Origin of the sequence: Arthrobacter sp. zg-Y1171 (assembly GCF_025244845.1) — a bacterium.
Taxonomy (GTDB): domain Bacteria; phylum Actinomycetota; class Actinomycetes; order Actinomycetales; family Micrococcaceae; genus Arthrobacter_B.
Window position 1 is genome coordinate 1,588,081 of sequence record NZ_CP104264.1, and the last position, 15,577, is coordinate 1,603,657.

Below are 15,577 nucleotides of genomic sequence, written 5' to 3' on the forward strand. Positions count from 1 at the left end.
GAAACCATGAGCGAGAATCTCCGCGTTGCCGTCATCGGCGCCGGGCGCATGGGGATGGACCACATCCTGCGGCTGCACCACCGGACGGCCCGGGCCGAGGTAGCCGCCGTCGTCGACATTGACCTGACCCGTTCCCGGGCCGCCGTCGCAGGCATCCCCGGCGCCTCCGCCTTCACCGATGCCGGGGAAGCGCTGGGCAGTCCCGACGTCGATGCCGTGCTGATTGCCACGCCCGGTTTCCTGCATGAGGACATCCTGCACCAGGCCCTGGCCCGGGACATCCCGATCCTGTGCGAGAAACCGTTGACGCCGGACCCCGTGTCCGCCTGGAAGGTGGTCCAGGCCGAGGAGAAACTCGGCCGGCGACGCATCCAGGTGGGCTTCATGCGGCGGTACGACGCCGAATACGCCGCCTTGGCCGGGATGGTCCGCAGCGGGGAGCTGGGCGAGCTGCTGATGCTCCACCACCAGCACCGCAATGCCGCCACCCCAGCTGGATTCACCAACGAAATGCTGATCAACGATTCGGTGGTGCACGAGTTCGATGCGGTGCGTTTCTTCACCGGGGAAGAGATCACCGCCGTCCAGGTCCGGATCGGCAAATCGACCGGCAACGCGCCGGTGGGCCAGCGCGACCCGCAGCAGGTACTGATGGAAACCGAATCCGGGGTGCTGGCCGACGTCGAAATCTACGTCAACGCCCGGTTCGGCTACCAGGTCTCCGCCCAGGCTGCCTTCGAAGACGGCATCGTAAGCATCGGCGCGGATACCGGACCGCTGGTGCGGGCGGACGGCCGGTGGGGCGGACGGGTGGCTCCGGGCTTCGAGCAGCGCTTCAGCGCCGCCTACGACGCCGAGGTGCAGGCATGGGTGGACGCTTCCCTGGCAGGCACCGCCGAAGGGCCCAGCGCCTGGGACGGCTACGCCACCGCTGCCTGCTGCGCCGCGGGCGTCGAGGCGCAGCGCACCGGGCAGCGGGTGGCCGTGCCCCTGAACGGGAAACCCGCCCTGTATTTGTCCTGAACATTTGTCCTGAACAGTTGGCATCCCCGGAAGGAGGGCCACCCCGTGAAGATGGCACTGGATCCCACCCCGTTCCACCGCACCCACTCCCTGCTGCAGTTCCCGCAGCTGGCGGCCGAGCTGGGTTACCCGTACCTGCAGCTGACCCCTCACCCGGACTTCCTGCCCTTCTTCACCCATCCCAAGGCGGATGACGCCCTCGCCGCAGCGCTGAAGAAGGCCTGCGCCGAGGCGGAGGTCGGCATCGCGTCGATCCTGCCGGTGCTCCGCTGGTCCTCCCCGGATGAGAATCTCCGGCAGGCCGCCGTCCGTTACTGGCGGCGGGCCGTGCAGCTGGCCGTGGACCTGGGGGTCAGCCAAATGAACACGGAATTCGGGGGCCGGCCGGAACACCCGGAGGAATCCGAAGCGGCGTTTTACCGGTCCATGGAGGAACTGGTGCCGCTCTTTGAACGCGAGGGCATCCAGGTGGCGATTGATCCGCACCCGGATGACTTTGTGGAGGAAGGCCTTGCCGCCTGGCGGGTGATCCGCGGAGTGAACTCGCCGAACCTCGGCTTTGTTTACGTGGCCGCGCATGCCTTCCATCTGGTGGACAGCCCGGACCGGATCCTGCGGGAAGTAGGGGACCGGCTGCAGATGGTGCACGTGGCGGACACCATGGACCACCGCGCCTCCAACGGGCTGCGCTACATCACCAACCCGCCCGGAAATCCGGTGCGCGTCCACCAGCACCTGAAGATCGGCGACGGCGACGTCGACTGGCAGCAGCTCTTCGCGGCGCTGGCACGAAACGGCTTCCTGGACCGGACCGACACGGTGATGGTCTCCAGCGTTTTCGGCGAGAACGAAAACGCTCTCGAGGTAGCCCGCTACCAACTCGCAACCATGACGGACCTGGTCAACGGAACCCGGTGAAGCCGGACGGACCGACGGAGGCATCATGAGCTCGACCATCAATCCCGGTAAGGATCTCAAACCTAACAAGGCACTGAAGCGCATTGCGGCCGTCAGCACCCTCGGTGGGCTGCTCTTCGGCTACGACACGGGTGTCATCAACGGCGCCCTGCCCTTTATGGAGGAAGACCTCGGCCTGACCCCGCTGACCACGGGGCTGGTGACCAGCTCCCTGCTCATCGGCGCCGCCTTCGGTGCCTTGATGGGTGGACGGCTGGCGGACCGGTACGGCCGGCGGCGCCTGATCATGGGACTGGCCGCCGTTTTCCTCCTGGGCACCATCGGGGTTTCCCTGGCGCCCAACGTTGTGGTCACCGTCGGGTTCCGCTTTGTCCTGGGCCTCGCCGTGGGCGGCGCGTCGGCCATGGTGCCCGTGTTCCTGGCGGAAATGTCACCGGCCCACCTGCGCGGCCAGATGGTGACCCGCAACGAGCTGATGATCGTCTCCGGGCAGCTGCTGGCCTTCGTGACCAACGCCGTGCTGGGCAACTTGTGGGCGGACCAGGTCAGCATCTGGCGGTGGATGCTGGTGGTGGCAACGCTGCCGGCCATCGGCCTCTGGCTGGGGATGCTCCGCGTTCCGGAAAGCCCCCGGTGGCTGGCCGCCAGCGGCAGCTACGCCGAAGCCTTCGAAGTGCTCAAAAAAATCCGGACCGCCGCCGTCGCGCGCAAGGAAATCGACGACGTCCGGGCACTGGCGCGGGAGGACTACGAGGCCAAGAAGGGATCCTTCAGCGACCTCCGCGTCCCCTGGATGCGGCGGATCTTCCTGATCGGGGTGGGGGTGGCCATCTGCCAGCAGATCACCGGCGTGAACTCGATCATGTACTACGGCACCGAGATCCTGAAGCAGTCCGGGTTCGGCACCCAGGCCGCCCTGACCGCGAACATCGCCAACGGCGTGATTTCCGTGCTGGCCACGTTTGTGGGGATCTGGCTGCTGGGCCGGGTGGGCCGGCGGCCGATGCTGATGATCGGACAACTGGGCACCATCGCGGCGCTGACCCTCATCGGTCTCTTCTCCCTGGTGCTGCCGGAGGGCACCGGCCGCGGATTCGTGATTTTGGCGCTGACCGTGTCCTTCCTCGCGTTCCAGCAGGGGGCCATTTCGCCGGTGACGTGGCTGATGCTGTCCGAGATCTTCCCGTTGAAGATCCGCGGCCTGGGCATGGGCAGTACCGCGTTCATTCTCTGGATGGTGAACTTTGCGGTGGGCTTCAGCTTCCCCGTGCTGACGGCCGGCATCGGCATCTCCAACACGTTCTTCCTCTTCGCCGGCCTCGGCGTTTTCGCGGTCCTGTTCGTTCGGGCCTACCTGCCCGAAACCCGGGGCAAGAGCCTGGAGGAACTCGAACGGCAGTTCCACACCAGCGACGCCGCGGCCCTGCGGCTTCCCGGCCCGGCACTCTCGGCGCCCGCGGTGTAGGCGGCCCGCGGCCAGGCGGCGGTCCAGGCGCAGCAGCGCCTAGGCGGAGCAGCGCCTCAGGAGCCGAAGGGCAGGCGGGGATCCACCGCCTGCCCTTCCCAGCTGCCGCGGATCCAGCCGTGCTGCGGGTCGTCGCTGATCAGCCAGCTGCGCACCGGTCCCGGACCGGCCATGACGTTGAGGTAGTACAGGTCATAGCCGGGTGCAGCCATGGCCGGGCCGTGCCAGCCATAGGGAACCAGGACGACGTCGCCGGTCCGCACCTCGGCCGTGACATCGATGGGCCGTTCATCAGAGGCATAGACGCGGGCATATCCCACGGGGTCTGCCGCCTGGTCCGCAGGTGCCTGCGGCGAGATCCGGGTTTCGAAGTAGTAGATCTCCTCCAGCTGCGTTTCGCCGTCCTTTTCCTCGTCATGCTTATGCGGCGGATAGGAGGACCAGTTGCCGGCCGGGGTCAGCACCTCGCAGACAATGAAGCGGTCCGCTTCCAGGGCGGCCGGGGTGCCGAAGTTGTGGACCTGCCGCGAGCAGTTCCCGGCTCCACGCAGTTCCACCGGGGTCTGCTCGCGTTCCAGGACCCGCAGCGGGTAGGAGGTGGACGCCGGTGCCAGCGCCACGGCCACCCGGCCGCCGTCCCGCGACCAGACGGTCAATGCCGTGTCCGTGCCGGAGTACAGGACGTCTGCGGGACCGTCGAATACCGAGGTCCGCCCCCGCAGCGGGTAGTCCGTGCCGTCCGCGGTCACGGTGAAGGACCCGGACAGGGGGATGACCAGCCGCTCTTCGGATTCGGCTGGAAGGGACACCGCCGAATCCGGCCCGAGCTCGGCCACCTTGAGTCCGGTGTGCGCCCAGCCGTGGACAGGGGAACTGTCCGAAGCGCCGAGGGATACCTGCCAGGGTTCCCGCGCGGCAGAACCGGACGGATACACCCACTGCTGCGGTTCCTGCATGTCGAGCCCCTGTCGGAGAAGGGAATGCCCTGCTTTGGTGTGCCGATGCTAGCGCTGCACCAGCGTCATTTCGAACGTGTAAGAGTCGGCCCGGTACACGTGGTGGCCGGTTTCAACGCTGCGACCGGCGTCGTCGACGGCGGTGCGCTCCATGGTGACGAGCGCGGCACCGGGCCGGGTCTCCAACAGCTCCGACTGCCGCCCGCTCGCGACGGTGGCGCCGATGCGCTGGGTGGCCAGCCGGAAATTCACGCCGGCGTCCCGGAGGATCTGGTACAGGCCGCGGCTGCGCAGCCCCTCTTCGGTGATCTCCGCGATGTCATCCCGCACCCAGTTTTCCATCACGGCCAGGGGCTTGCCGCCCACGCTGCGCAGCCGGGTGAAGTGGTAGGTGTTCACCCCGCCGGGCAGGTCCAGCGCCTTGGCGACGGCGGCGTCCGCCGGGCCGTGCCGGAAGTCGAGCACCTTCGTGCCCGGTTTCTGCCCGGTACGCTCCAGATCATCAAAGAGGCTGGACAGTTCGAGCGGCCGCCGCACCTGGCTGGACACCACCTGGGTGCCGACGCCGCGTTTGCGGACCAGCAGGCCGTTGCGGACCAGTTCGTCCATGGCCTTGCGCATGGTGGGGCGGGAGAGCTTCAGCCTGCCGGCGAGTTCAATCTCGTTGTCCAGCCGGGAGCCGAACTCCAGTTCTCCGCTGTGGATGGCCGCCTCGATTCCCTGGACCACCTGGTGGTAGAGGGGCACCGGCGAGGACCGGTCAATCGGGATGTTCAGTTCCGTTCCCACGGGCCGCTCCTTAATCCGTCGGGTGCCGGATCCACGGGTGACTCTTTGATGCGATGACAGGACAAAGTTGACTGCGAGCATAGCAGGAACCCGGTGTCCGGCAGCAGGGGTTCCCGAGTGCTCTGTACGCACGGCTCCGTCAACCGCGAAGGGCGTAGCAATATGTCCTGACAATCTATTGACTCCGGAACGCTGCGGACTATTCTGGGGCTCCAAGTACCGAACCGAGCGGGTGCACCCCACGGGTGCAGGCGCGGGTTATCGGGGAGGAACGGACCACGAAGACAAAGGAGACTGTCGTGTCACAAAAACGTTCCTGGCGGCGCTTCGCCGCGGCGGCGGTACTGGCATCCGCGTTGACGGTGGCCGCGTGTTCGAGCGAGGGAGGGCGGACGCCCGAACCCGAGAGCCAGGACGGCGGAGCCGTCGCGGACACAGAACAGATCAAGATTGCCCTGATTACCCACGCCGCCCCCGGCGACACCTTCTGGGACATTGTCCGCAAAGGTGCGGAGGAAGCCGCGGGGAAGGACAACGTGGAACTGCAGTACCTTTCGGACCCCGAGGGCGGCCGCCAGGCACAGCTGGTTGAGCAGGCCGTGGAGCAGGGCGTGGACGGAATAGCCGTCACCCTGGCCAAACCGGATGCCCTGGCAGGTGCGCTGGAGGACGCCCGCGCGGCGGGCATCCCGGTGGTAACCCTCAATGCCGGCGAGGACCGCTCCGCGGAGCTCGGCGCCTTCACCCATTTCGGTTCCAATGAGCAGCTCGCCGGCGAGGCGGTAGGGGAACGCCTCGCCTCGGACGGCTACACCCATCCCGTCTGCGTCATCCAGGAGCAGGGGCACGTAGGCCTGGAGAACCGGTGTGCCGGCGTCAAGGCCGTGGTCCCCGGGACAGAGGTCCTCTACGTGCAGGGCACCGACATGACCCAGGTGGAGTCCACCGTCACAGCGAAGCTGCAGGCCACCGACGACGTCGACGTCATTGTCGGTCTGGGTGCGCCCTACACCCTGACCATCCTGAAGGCGGTGGCCGGTTCCGGCAGCGACGCCAAGGTTGCGTCCTTCGACCTGAACGCCGAGATGGCACAGAAGATTGCGGACGGAGAGGTGATCTTCACCGTCGACCAGCAGCCGTGGATGCAGGGTTACGGCGCCGTGGACGCCCTGTGGCAGTTCCACCGGGGCGGGTTCCAGCTCGGCGGCGGGCAGCCGGTACTCACGGGTCCCACCATCATTGACTCCACCAACGCCTCAGAGGTGCTGGCCTTCGCCGAAGACGGCATCCGCTAGCGGAGCCGGCGGAACGGAAAGGAAGACCGAGATGGCAACTACAGCTACCGTGGCGGCGCCGGCGGCGGATGAACGGATCGCCGGCAAAGGCCCGCTGGCCAAACTGCTGGGCCGGCCGGAAATCGGCGCACTGGTGGGGGCAGTGGCCCTCTTTGTGTTCTTCTCCGTGGTGGCGCCGGTGTTCCTCCAGCCGGGATCCATTGCCACCGTCCTGTACGGGGCCTCCACCATCGGGATCATGGCCGTGGGTGTTTCGCTGCTCATGATCGGCGGTGAGTTCGACCTTTCGGCGGGTGTGGCCGTGATCAGCTCGGCCCTGATGGCCTCGCTCTTCAGCTGGTATTTCGCCACCAACGTCTGGGTGGGCGTGGGGCTGGCACTGCTGTTGTCCCTGGGCGTGGGTTTCGTCAACGGCTGGATCCTGGTTCGGACCCGGCTGCCGTCCTTCATCGTCACCCTCGCCACCTTCCTGATGCTCACCGGGCTGAACCTCGGACTCACCCGTGCCATCGGCGGCAGCGTATCGACGCCGTCCATCTCCACGATGGACGGCTTCGAATCCGGGCGGGCGGTCTTTGCCTCCTCGCTGACCCTCGGCGGCGTGGAAGTCCGGGTGACCGTCTTCATCTGGATCGCATTGGTGGCACTGGCCTCCTGGATCCTGCTGCGGACCCGGATCGGCAACTGGATCTTCGCCTCCGGCGGTGACGCGTACGCGGCCCGGGCCGTGGGGGTGCCGGTGGTGAAGACCAAGATCGGCCTGTTTATGGGGGTGGGATTCTGTGCCTGGGTGCTGGGCATGCACAACCTCTTCGCCTTCTCCACGGTCCAGTCCGGTGAAGGCATCGGCAACGAGTTCCTCTACATCATCGCCGCAGTGATCGGCGGCTGCCTGCTGACGGGCGGGTACGGTTCCGCCGTTGGCGGGGCCATCGGCGCGTTCATCTTCGGCATGGCCAACAAGGGCATTGTCTACGCCGAATGGAACCCCGACTGGTTCAAGTTCTTCCTGGGCCTGATGCTCCTGCTGGCAACGGTAGTGAACCTGATGGTCAAACGCCGGGCAGAACAGCAGTAGCGAGAAGACGGAGATGGCCATGGACAGCACCGGAGTTGAGCATGAGGTCCCCCCGGGTGGCAGCGGGACCACCACACCGGCCCACCTGCTCTCACTGGAGCACGTGGGCAAGCACTACGGGAACATCATTGCCCTGCGCGATGTCACCATGGCGGTGGACGCCGGACGCGTCACCTGCGTCCTGGGCGACAACGGCGCCGGCAAGTCCACCCTGATCAAAATCGTGGCCGGACTCCACCAGCACGATGAAGGCACCTTGACCATCTCCGGGGAAGAACGGCGGCTCTCCTCCCCGCGGGAGGCCCTGGATGCCGGTATCGCCGCCGTCTACCAGGACCTGGCCGTCGTGTCCCTGATGCCGATCTGGCGGAACTTCTTCCTGGGCTCGGAGCTCACCACCGGGGCGGGACCGTTCCGCCGGCTCGACGTTGCGCGGATGAAGAAGATCACCAAGCAGGAGCTTTCGGAGATGGGCATCGACCTCCGCGATGTGGAGCAGCCCATCGGGCAGCTGTCCGGCGGCGAACGGCAGTGCGTGGCCATTGCCCGGGCGGTGTACTTCGGTGCCAAGGTGCTGATCCTCGACGAGCCGACGGCGGCGCTGGGCGTGAAACAGTCCGGGGTGGTGCTGCGCTACATCCTGCAGGCACGGGACCGCGGACTGGGGGTCATCTTCATTACCCACAATCCGCACCATGCATATCCCGTGGGAGACCGGTTCCTGCTGCTCAAACGGGGCAGGTCCACCGGCTACTACAGCAAGTCGGACATCACCCTGGACCAGTTGACGGCCCAGATGGCCGGCGGCGAGGAACTGGTGGAACTGGCCCAGGAGCTGGAGGCACTAGGCGGCCACGGCGACGTCGTCGCAGAGGTGGCGGCCGAAGTCGGCGGCACCGAACCGGGCCGGGGCTAGCGGCACGGCAGTGGAGACCCGGCAGGAACCCGATGTGCTCCGCCTGGGGCTGGCCGGCGTCGGCCGGATCGGGACCCTGCATGCGCGGAACCTCGCCGAGCTGGGTACAGGTGAAGGAACCGTTCCGCCGGTGCAGCTGGTGATCGCCGACGCCGCCGTGGAACGGGCGCATACCGTGGCACAACGCCTCGGTGCGTCATCTGTCCCCTCGGTGGAGGCGCTTCTTGATGAAGGGATTGACGGGCTGGTCATTGCCGCGGGCACGTTATCCCATCCGGACCTCGTGCGCATGGGGGTGGACGCAGGAGTGCCGGTCTTCTGCGAAAAGCCCCTTGCCGGGGACACCGCGGCGGCCCTGCCGGTGCTGGAGTATGTCAATGCCCGCGGCGGAGTCGTCCAGATGGGCCACCAGCGGCGCTTCGATGCAGGGTACCTGGCGGCGAAACGGCTCCTGCAGGACGGCGGGCTCGGCTGGATCCACTCCTTCCGGGCCGTGACCGCGGACATGGCGCCGCCGCCCGTCGGGTTCCTCGCGTCCTCCGGCGGCCTGTTCCGTGACTGTTCCGTGCATGATTTCGACATCCTCCGCTGGCTGACGGGCCGCGAGATTGTCCGGGTGTATGCCGTGGGGTCCAACAAGGGAGATCCGGAGATCGGCCGCGTCGGTGACATTGACACCGGGCTGGCCCTCGTCACGCTCGACGACGGGACGGTGGGCACTGTCTCTGCTGCGCGCTACAACGGGGCGGGGCATGACGTGCGGCTGGAGCTTGCCGGCTCCCGGTCCACGCTGCTGGTGGGCCTGGACGACACGATGGCGGTCCGCTCCGCGGAGCCGGGCGCCGATTTCCCCTCCGGCAGGCCGCCGCATTCCTTCGCCGAGCGTTTCGAAGCGGCCTACCGGGCGGAGATGGCCGCTTTCGTGGACCTGGTCCTCGGCCGCCGGGACAACCCCTGCACACCGTTTGACTCCGTGGCGGCCTCCCGGGTGGCCGATGCCGCGCAGGAGTCGCTGCTGACCGGCCTGCCGGTGAAGCTCGGTTAGGCTGAGGCACCAGCTTTCCGACCGAGGGGACTCCCGCGTTGTTGAACCGATTCCAGGTTGTGCCGGCCAGCTATCTCATCTTCCAGCGCCGGGACAAGGTGCTGCTGCAGCTTAGGCAGGGCACCGGGTACATGGACGGCTACTGGGCCACGGCCGCAGCCGGCCATGTGGAGGCGGGGGAGTCCGTCGTGCAGGCCGCCGTGCGGGAGGCTCGGGAGGAACTCGGCATAGCGGTGGCGCCCGACGACGCCGTGCCGCTGACGTCCATGCACCGTACGCAGGAGGACACCGGGACACCGGGACAGCCGTGGACGAGCGGGTGGACTTCTTCTTCCGCTGCACCGGCTGGTCGGGGGAGCCGCGCATCATGGAGCCCGGCAAGGCAGCCCGGCTGGAATGGTTTTCCCTCGATGACCTGCCCGCCGCCGTCGTCCCGCATGAAAGGTTTGTCTTCGGGCGTCTGCGCAGCGGACTGCCGCCCATTGTCACGTTCGGGTTTGGAACGCCTGAGCCTTCGAGGGGAGATGAACATGATTTCCAGTGCAGGGATCCTGCTGTACCGCCGCGGGGCTGAGGGCCTGGAGGTGTGGATCGGCCATATGGGCGGTCCGTTCTGGGCACGGAAGGACGAGCATGCCTGGTCTCTTCCCAAGGGGGAGTACAAGCCGGAGGAGGAACCGCTGGCGGCTGCGCTGCGGGAGTTCGCCGAGGAGATGGGCACTGAGGCGCCCGAGGCCGAGTATCTGCTGCTGGGCACTTTCCGGCAGTCGGCGCAAAAGACTGTGACGGTCTTCGCCGCGGAGACGGACTTTGCTCCGGAACGGATCGAGAGCAACACATTCGAATTGGAATGGCCGCGGGGATCGGGCACCGTCCGCGAGTATCCGGAGATCGACCGGGCCGGCTGGTTTCCGGAGGCCGTGGCGCGCACGAAGCTGGTCAAGGGGCAGGCCCAGGTGCTGGATGCGCTGCTTCGGCTGCTGGGGAGCTAGCCGGGTCCGGGTGCCCGGTGGGGATGGCCGGTGTACAGGTAATGGGCTTATCCCGGGCGGCTGAGTATCCGGTGTACAGATAACGGGCTTACCCCGGGCTCTTAGCCCCGTTATCTGTACAGCGGCGGTCCCTGGCGCACCCCGTTTGCGGTCGGAAGCACACAGGATCCCACCTTGCGTGACTGATGAGGAGGGAGTGACCCCTCAGACACAGCAGCACCAAAGGGCGGGAAGCCATGCGCGGCCGACGCCGCACAGCTGATGATGCCCGGAGAGCCGGTAGGGGCCATCAGCTGTCCGGACTAGCCCCGCAGCCCCCGGGCGTAGGTGACCAGCGCGTCGCGGACAAACTGCGCACCCAAGTCGAACTCACGGGTGTAATTGGCTCCGAAGCGGTCATCGGCCACATACATTTCAGCGATGCCGATCAGCATCTGCGGATCGGGCTCCTTCCGGGTACCGGCAGCGATCCATGCCGCATGCCGCCGTGCGAGTTCCTGCGCTTCGGCGCTCGCAGGCGCCAGCCCCCGCCGCTGGGCCTCGTCCCAGGCGTCCTGCAGTGCTGCATGTTCAGCGGAGAAGCCGTGCTTGCCGGCGTCGTCCAGGGAACGCCACCAGCGGTCTGATTCGGCGTAGGCCTCCGCGCCCCAGCGCTCTTCCACCTCCTCACGGTACGTGGTGTGGTCAAAGCCTTCAAACATCTTCTCTGCCATGATTTCCTCATCTCCTTTCAGTGCCTCCAGTGTCGAGCGCACGGCACGGATCTGTGTCTGCAGCCGGGCCTGTTCATCCTGGAGATACACCAGATGCGCGGCCAAGGCAGCAACATCATCCTGCTGGCCTTCCAACACCTGCCCAATCTGCGGCAGGCCCATCCCGAGCCGGCGCAGCAACAGGATCCGCTGCAGCCGGACCAGGGCTGCCCGGTCGTAATACCGGTAGCCGTTGGCGCCGACCCGTGAGGGGGCCAGCAGGCCGATGCTGTCGTAATGGCGCAGGGTCCGGGATGTTGTCCCGGCCAGTTTCGCCACGTCCGCAATGGACCAGTCCATGTGTGCTCCTTCTCAACACCACCAACCCTAGAAGTTGACGCAGCGGCAAGGTCAAGGAGCTAATGCGACGGGCGCGCTCGCAGATGGGCCCGTTCACCCTGGGGGCCGAACAGGGCAATGAACTCCACCGCGTCCGCCGTGGCGCTGGCCATCCAATGCGGCAGCCGGGTACTGAACTCAGCGGCTTCACCGGGATGCAGGATCAATTCCTCGTCACCGAGCACGAGCCGCAGCTGTCCGCTGAGGATGTAGATCCACTCGTATCCCTCGTGGGTTCGCGGATCCGGAACTGCGGGATGGTCGGTCGCCGGAACGATGTACTTGTAGGCACCTATGCCGGTGGCCTTTTGGGTGAGGGGAATGATGAGCGCCCCGTGCCGTCGGATGGGACGCATATGCACGCGGGGATCTCCCATGGGGGGAGCGGCAACGAGTTCATCGAGGGTGACGCCGTAGGCGCGGGCCAGGGGCATCAGCAGCTCCAGCGTAGGCCGCCGTTGGCCGGACTCCAGGCGCGACAACGTGCTCAACGAAATGCCGGTGGTCTCGGACAGGCTGGCGAGCGTGGTGCCGCGCTGCGTCCGGAGGGAACGCAGGCGGCCTCCGACGCCGGACAGGGATTCTTGGGTCACGCAGGCAAACCTACGGCATGCCGTCCGAACCTGCAGTTTCGGAATCCGGCGAACCTTGGTTTTGCTGAACCGGCAAGAATTATTGCTCCTCGGAAGCGACGCACGCAGACTGGCTGGACAGCCCCGGACGATGTGCCCGGGTGGATGGAGGAGCAGGCATGGCAATCTATGACGTAGTGGTGGTGGGCGGTTCGGCCGCCGGTTTGAGCGGAGCCCTGGCATTGGCGCGCGCCCGCCGGACCGTGGCCGTGGTGGACGACGGAGATCCGCGCAACGCCCCGGCCGCCCACGTGCACAATTACCTGGGCAGGGAAGGTGCCTCGCCGGCGGAGCTGTACGCCGTTGGTCGGGACGAGGTCACCGGCTACGGGGCCGTGGTGCTGAACGGATCCGTGAGTACGGTGACCCGAGGTGATGACGGCCGCTTCCGGGTGACCCTGGCAGACGGCGGATCACTGGTGGCGCGCCGGGTGCTGGCGGCCTCCGGAGCACGCGATGTCTTGCCGGAGATTCCGGGGCTGGCGGCGCACTGGGGAAAAGACGTGCTGCATTGCCCGTACTGCCACGGATGGGAGGTCCAGGACCAGCAGATCGGGATCATCGCGCAGAACCTTGAAAGTGCGGTTCATCAGGCGCTGATGTGGCGGCAGTGGAGTGGGGACGTTGTGCTGTTCCTGCACACAGCGGGAGAGCCGGACAGTGGACAGGCCGAGCAACTGGCCGCCCGTGGCATCCGGACGGTGCCTGGTGAAGTGACCGGGGTGGAGGGAGAGTCCCGGCTCACCGGGGTGCGCCTGGTGACGGGCCAGGTGGTGCAACGGCAAGCCGTTGTTGTCTTTGCCCCGCTCCAGGCACGGGCAGGTTACCTGGCGGACCTCGGAATTGAACCGGTGGAGCAGGTGATGGGGAACCTTTCCGTCGGAACGGCAGTGCCGGTGGACGCAACCGGGGCCACGAGTGTCCCCGGCGTATACGCCGCCGGCAACGTAGTGGTTCCCATGATGCAGGTCATCGGAGCGGCAGCTGCGGGCCTGGGTGCGGGTGCTGCGATCAACGCGGACCTGATTGCCGAGGAAACGGAACACGCTGTGGCGGATTCCCTGTCCCGCAGGGCTGTGCGGCAGCCCTAAAGGAGGCGGAACGGGAACGGCGCCGGGCACAGGTATGGGCCATCCTGACGCAGCCGGGGGCGCTGCTATATCCGCAGCCCTGCACGGCGGCTACCCTCAAACGGTAGGACGAATCCCGACTCAGGCTCAGCTGGGAGGTGTGTCCATGTCGGCACATGCGATGGAATCCGATTCCCGGCCCCAGGGGCGCGGGCACGACAGGCACTCGTATTGGTCCCCCCGGTTCTGGCTCCTGCCGATGCTGGTGCTTCTGCTGCTGGGCGGTGCCGGCACTGCCCTGTACATCGGCGGCCTCGGCAGCCCGGGGGACCACCTCAAGCACTTTCCGCTGGCCGTGGTCAACCAGGACAGGGGTGCGACGCCGCCGGACGGCGGGAGCCCGGAGAACCTCGGGCAGAACATCACGGACCAGATGCAGCAGGGCTTCGCGCAAAACGACGAAATCGATCTGCGCGTCCTGTCGTGGGACGAGGCACAGGACCAGCTGCGCAAGGGGCAGATCCACGGCGCCGTCGTCATTCCCGAGTCCTTTTCGGCCGACGCCCTGGGACTGGTGAGCGGCGCATTGACGGACACGGAAGTTACGCGGCCGTCCATCACCGTCTACACAAATCCGCTGGCCGGGCCACTGGCGAGCACCCTGGGGACTGCCGCCGTCGACCCGGCGCTGGAGCAGGCCAACACAGGGCTCGGGGAGCAGCTAACCTCCGCCGCAGAGGAAGCCCAGGCCGCGGCGCGGGCCGAACAGCAGCGCGAGCTGGGGGAGCTGGGCCTTCCGGCACAGGTGCAGGAGCAGGTGGCACCAACCGTGGACGGCACATCAACGGACCTGCTCCGGGCTCCGATTGCTGTCACCACCACTGCCTTTGAAACCCCGCCGGAAGGTTCCGCCCTTGGCATGGGTGCGTTCTTCTACTCCGTGCTGCTGATGGTGGTGGGGGTCAGTGGTTCCGTGGCCATCCACTTCCTGGTCGATTCGCGGCTCGGAGTGGCGCCGGTCGAAATGGGTCCGCGGTTTGCCCTGGGGCCGAGGGTGCAGCCCGCCCGGTGGAAAACCTACCTGGTCAAGTGGGGCATCGTCGTCCTGGGTGCGCTGCCGACGGCTGGGCTGATGATGTGGGTGGCATCCGCCGTCGGGATGCCAATTCCGCACGGCGGCTGGTTCTTCCTCACGACCTGGCTGTCCATCGTCACGGTATCGGCGGTCACCACGGCGCTGATCACCCTGTTCGGCAGCATCGGCATGGTGCTCTCGCTGATCTACGTGGTGTTTATGGGCCTGCCTGCTGCGACCGGAGTGGTGCCGCTGGAGGCTCTGCCGGGGTTCTTCACGTTCATCGCCCGGGGTGAGCCGCTTTACCAGATGACCATGGCCAACCGGGCGGTGCTGTATTTCGATGCCGAAGGTGACGCGGGCCTGCAGAGCGGGATTATCGGCATGCTCATTCTCATCCTGATAGCCGTTGCGGTCGCCATGATCTTCTCGGTCCTTTATGACCGGATGTTCGGCCGACGCCGGGCAGAGCTGGTCCCGACGCCCTGACGGGCAGTCCTGGAGCAGGTAGACCTAGAGCAGATAGACCGGGGAGGGCTGCGGAAGGAAGTCGCCGGGGTGGGTTACCGGGGCGGACAGCATCCCGGCGCAGGAATCGATCAGGAAGTAGCCCACCCCGGTCCAGTTCGGGGTCTCGGCTCCGTCTTGTATGCGTGCCTCGTACTCCGCGCAGACCCCGATGGTCATGTTGCCCAGGATCCACGAACGGCCGTGCAGGACGGTGGGAGCGAGGTCGCCGACGGCGGCCTGGGTCCGGCTGATCAAGTCCTCGGTGACTGGGTTGGCCACGGCCGACCGCTGAAGCACGGATTCCATGGAGGGCACCGCACGCATCTGGTGCAGGAAACGCGCCCGCCAGCTCGGCACGGGCAGTGACGCCAAGTGGTCCACCCACGGCAGGATCAGGCAGGCCAGCAGATCGTGGAGCCCCGCGGCGTCGTCCAGTTGTTCCAGGAGCACCGCACGGCGGCGGTGGGTGTCTTCGAGATGGCGGGTGATCAACGCCTCGAGCAGTTCATCGCGCCCCCCGAAGTGGTAGGCGACGGCGGAGTGGTTTGCGGTTCCCGCGTGCTCTGCGATCCGCCGGTTGGACACGGCGTCGATGCCGTGCCGGGCAAAAAGCTCCTCGGCAGCATCGAGCAGGGTTCCGCGTGCCTTGTCGCCGTGCTGTCCCATATATGTCCTCGTCCTGGCGTTGCTGCTGCTTCAATTACCCAATTTACGCCACATGG

Annotated in this window: 15 protein-coding genes and 1 pseudogene; 11 read left to right on the forward strand and 5 right to left on the reverse strand. The window is 66.8% G+C overall.

The features are described 5' to 3' along the window. The first annotated feature begins 6 nt into the window (after window positions 1-6). From N2L00_RS07465 to N2L00_RS07475, 3 genes are read left to right on the forward strand one after another with little or no spacing between them, the layout of a single operon-like run. Window positions 7-1,023 carry a Gfo/Idh/MocA family protein gene (locus N2L00_RS07465; protein ID WP_255863101.1) on the forward strand — a complete coding sequence of 339 codons (1,017 nt, stop codon included), beginning with the start codon at window positions 7-9 and terminating at the stop codon, window positions 1,021-1,023. Window positions 1,024-1,068: 45 nt separating this feature from the next. Further along, window positions 1,069-1,941, forward strand: a complete 873-nt coding sequence (locus tag N2L00_RS07470) for a sugar phosphate isomerase/epimerase (RefSeq protein ID WP_255863100.1) — start codon at window positions 1,069-1,071, stop codon at window positions 1,939-1,941. Window positions 1,942-1,966: 25 nt separating this feature from the next. Then, a complete protein-coding gene (locus tag N2L00_RS07475; protein ID WP_255863099.1) occupies window positions 1,967-3,406 on the forward strand; it encodes a sugar porter family MFS transporter in 1,440 nt (479 codons plus the stop codon). A 56-nt stretch (window positions 3,407-3,462) separates the two neighbouring features. On the opposite strand, the gene iolB is transcribed toward N2L00_RS07475, so the two are convergent. Next, window positions 3,463-4,362 (reverse strand): 5-deoxy-glucuronate isomerase, encoded by a 900-nt coding sequence (gene iolB, locus N2L00_RS07480; RefSeq protein WP_255863098.1) that lies wholly within the window; start codon window positions 4,360-4,362, stop codon window positions 3,463-3,465. A 48-nt stretch (window positions 4,363-4,410) separates the two neighbouring features. Beyond that, window positions 4,411-5,151 carry a GntR family transcriptional regulator gene (locus N2L00_RS07485; protein WP_255863097.1) on the reverse strand — a complete coding sequence of 247 codons (741 nt, stop codon included), beginning with the start codon at window positions 5,149-5,151 and terminating at the stop codon, window positions 4,411-4,413. A 299-nt stretch (window positions 5,152-5,450) separates the two neighbouring features. Between N2L00_RS07485 and N2L00_RS07490 the strand changes: the two genes are divergently transcribed. The 6 genes and pseudogenes from N2L00_RS07490 (at window position 5,451) to N2L00_RS07515 (ending at window position 10,477) form a co-directional block, all read left to right on the forward strand. Then, window positions 5,451-6,446, forward strand: a complete 996-nt coding sequence (locus N2L00_RS07490) for a substrate-binding domain-containing protein (protein ID WP_255863096.1) — start codon at window positions 5,451-5,453, stop codon at window positions 6,444-6,446. A 31-nt stretch (window positions 6,447-6,477) separates the two neighbouring features. Further along, entirely contained in the window at window positions 6,478-7,524 is a 1,047-nt protein-coding gene (locus tag N2L00_RS07495) for an ABC transporter permease (RefSeq protein WP_255863095.1), read from the forward strand. Window positions 7,525-7,543: 19 nt separating this feature from the next. Continuing rightward, window positions 7,544-8,440, forward strand: a complete 897-nt coding sequence (locus N2L00_RS07500; RefSeq protein ID WP_255863094.1) for an ATP-binding cassette domain-containing protein — start codon at window positions 7,544-7,546, stop codon at window positions 8,438-8,440. Between the two features lie 34 nt (window positions 8,441-8,474). Then, entirely contained in the window at window positions 8,475-9,485 is a 1,011-nt protein-coding gene (locus N2L00_RS07505; protein WP_312847313.1) for a Gfo/Idh/MocA family oxidoreductase, read from the forward strand. A gap of 98 nt (window positions 9,486-9,583) precedes the next feature. Then, window positions 9,584-9,727 (forward strand): annotated as a pseudogene (locus tag N2L00_RS07510) (NUDIX domain-containing protein); the annotation flags it as partial. A 282-nt stretch (window positions 9,728-10,009) separates the two neighbouring features. Continuing rightward, the gene (locus tag N2L00_RS07515; protein WP_374676614.1) at window positions 10,010-10,477 is read left to right on the forward strand and encodes an NUDIX domain-containing protein; all 468 of its coding nucleotides are present in this window, start codon (window positions 10,010-10,012) and stop codon (window positions 10,475-10,477) included. A 302-nt stretch (window positions 10,478-10,779) separates the two neighbouring features. On the opposite strand, the gene N2L00_RS07520 is transcribed toward N2L00_RS07515, so the two are convergent. Further along, entirely contained in the window at window positions 10,780-11,529 is a 750-nt protein-coding gene (locus N2L00_RS07520; RefSeq protein ID WP_255863092.1) for a MerR family transcriptional regulator, read from the reverse strand. A gap of 59 nt (window positions 11,530-11,588) precedes the next feature. Next, entirely contained in the window at window positions 11,589-12,161 is a 573-nt protein-coding gene (locus N2L00_RS07525; protein ID WP_255863091.1) for a helix-turn-helix domain-containing protein, read from the reverse strand. A gap of 158 nt (window positions 12,162-12,319) precedes the next feature. On the opposite strand from N2L00_RS07525, the gene N2L00_RS07530 reads away from it, so the two are divergent. Both N2L00_RS07530 and N2L00_RS07535 read left to right on the forward strand, forming a co-directional pair. After that, on the forward strand, window positions 12,320-13,291 hold the full coding sequence (locus N2L00_RS07530) for an NAD(P)/FAD-dependent oxidoreductase (RefSeq protein WP_255863090.1): 972 nt from the start codon (window positions 12,320-12,322) through the stop codon (window positions 13,289-13,291). A 145-nt stretch (window positions 13,292-13,436) separates the two neighbouring features. Further along, window positions 13,437-14,834, forward strand: a complete 1,398-nt coding sequence (locus N2L00_RS07535) for a YhgE/Pip domain-containing protein (RefSeq protein WP_255863089.1) — start codon at window positions 13,437-13,439, stop codon at window positions 14,832-14,834. Between the two features lie 24 nt (window positions 14,835-14,858). Here the strand turns inward: N2L00_RS07535 and N2L00_RS07540 are convergent, their stop codons facing one another. Continuing rightward, window positions 14,859-15,521 (reverse strand): TetR/AcrR family transcriptional regulator, encoded by a 663-nt coding sequence (locus tag N2L00_RS07540; RefSeq protein ID WP_255766055.1) that lies wholly within the window; start codon window positions 15,519-15,521, stop codon window positions 14,859-14,861. Between the last annotated feature and the right edge of the window lie 56 nt (window positions 15,522-15,577).

Excerpts from the sequence above, each read along its gene's own strand:
- N2L00_RS07530 (WP_255863090.1), top strand. The coding sequence starts at position 12,320 with ATGGCAATCTATGACGTAGTGGTGGTGGGCGGTTCGGCCGCCGGTTTG.
- N2L00_RS07495 (WP_255863095.1), top strand. The coding sequence starts at position 6,478 with ATGGCAACTACAGCTACCGTGGCGGCGCCGGCGGCGGATGAACGGATC.
- N2L00_RS07540 (WP_255766055.1), bottom strand. The coding sequence starts at position 15,521 with ATGGGACAGCACGGCGACAAGGCACGCGGAACCCTGCTCGATGCTGCC.
- N2L00_RS07475 (WP_255863099.1), top strand. The coding sequence starts at position 1,967 with ATGAGCTCGACCATCAATCCCGGTAAGGATCTCAAACCTAACAAGGCA.
- N2L00_RS07520 (WP_255863092.1), bottom strand. The coding sequence starts at position 11,529 with ATGGACTGGTCCATTGCGGACGTGGCGAAACTGGCCGGGACAACATCC.
- N2L00_RS07465 (WP_255863101.1), top strand. The coding sequence starts at position 7 with ATGAGCGAGAATCTCCGCGTTGCCGTCATCGGCGCCGGGCGCATGGGG.
- N2L00_RS07535 (WP_255863089.1), top strand. The coding sequence starts at position 13,437 with ATGTCGGCACATGCGATGGAATCCGATTCCCGGCCCCAGGGGCGCGGG.
- N2L00_RS07515 (WP_374676614.1), top strand. The coding sequence starts at position 10,010 with ATGAACATGATTTCCAGTGCAGGGATCCTGCTGTACCGCCGCGGGGCT.
- N2L00_RS07500 (WP_255863094.1), top strand. The coding sequence starts at position 7,544 with ATGGACAGCACCGGAGTTGAGCATGAGGTCCCCCCGGGTGGCAGCGGG.
- iolB (WP_255863098.1), bottom strand. The coding sequence starts at position 4,362 with ATGCAGGAACCGCAGCAGTGGGTGTATCCGTCCGGTTCTGCCGCGCGG.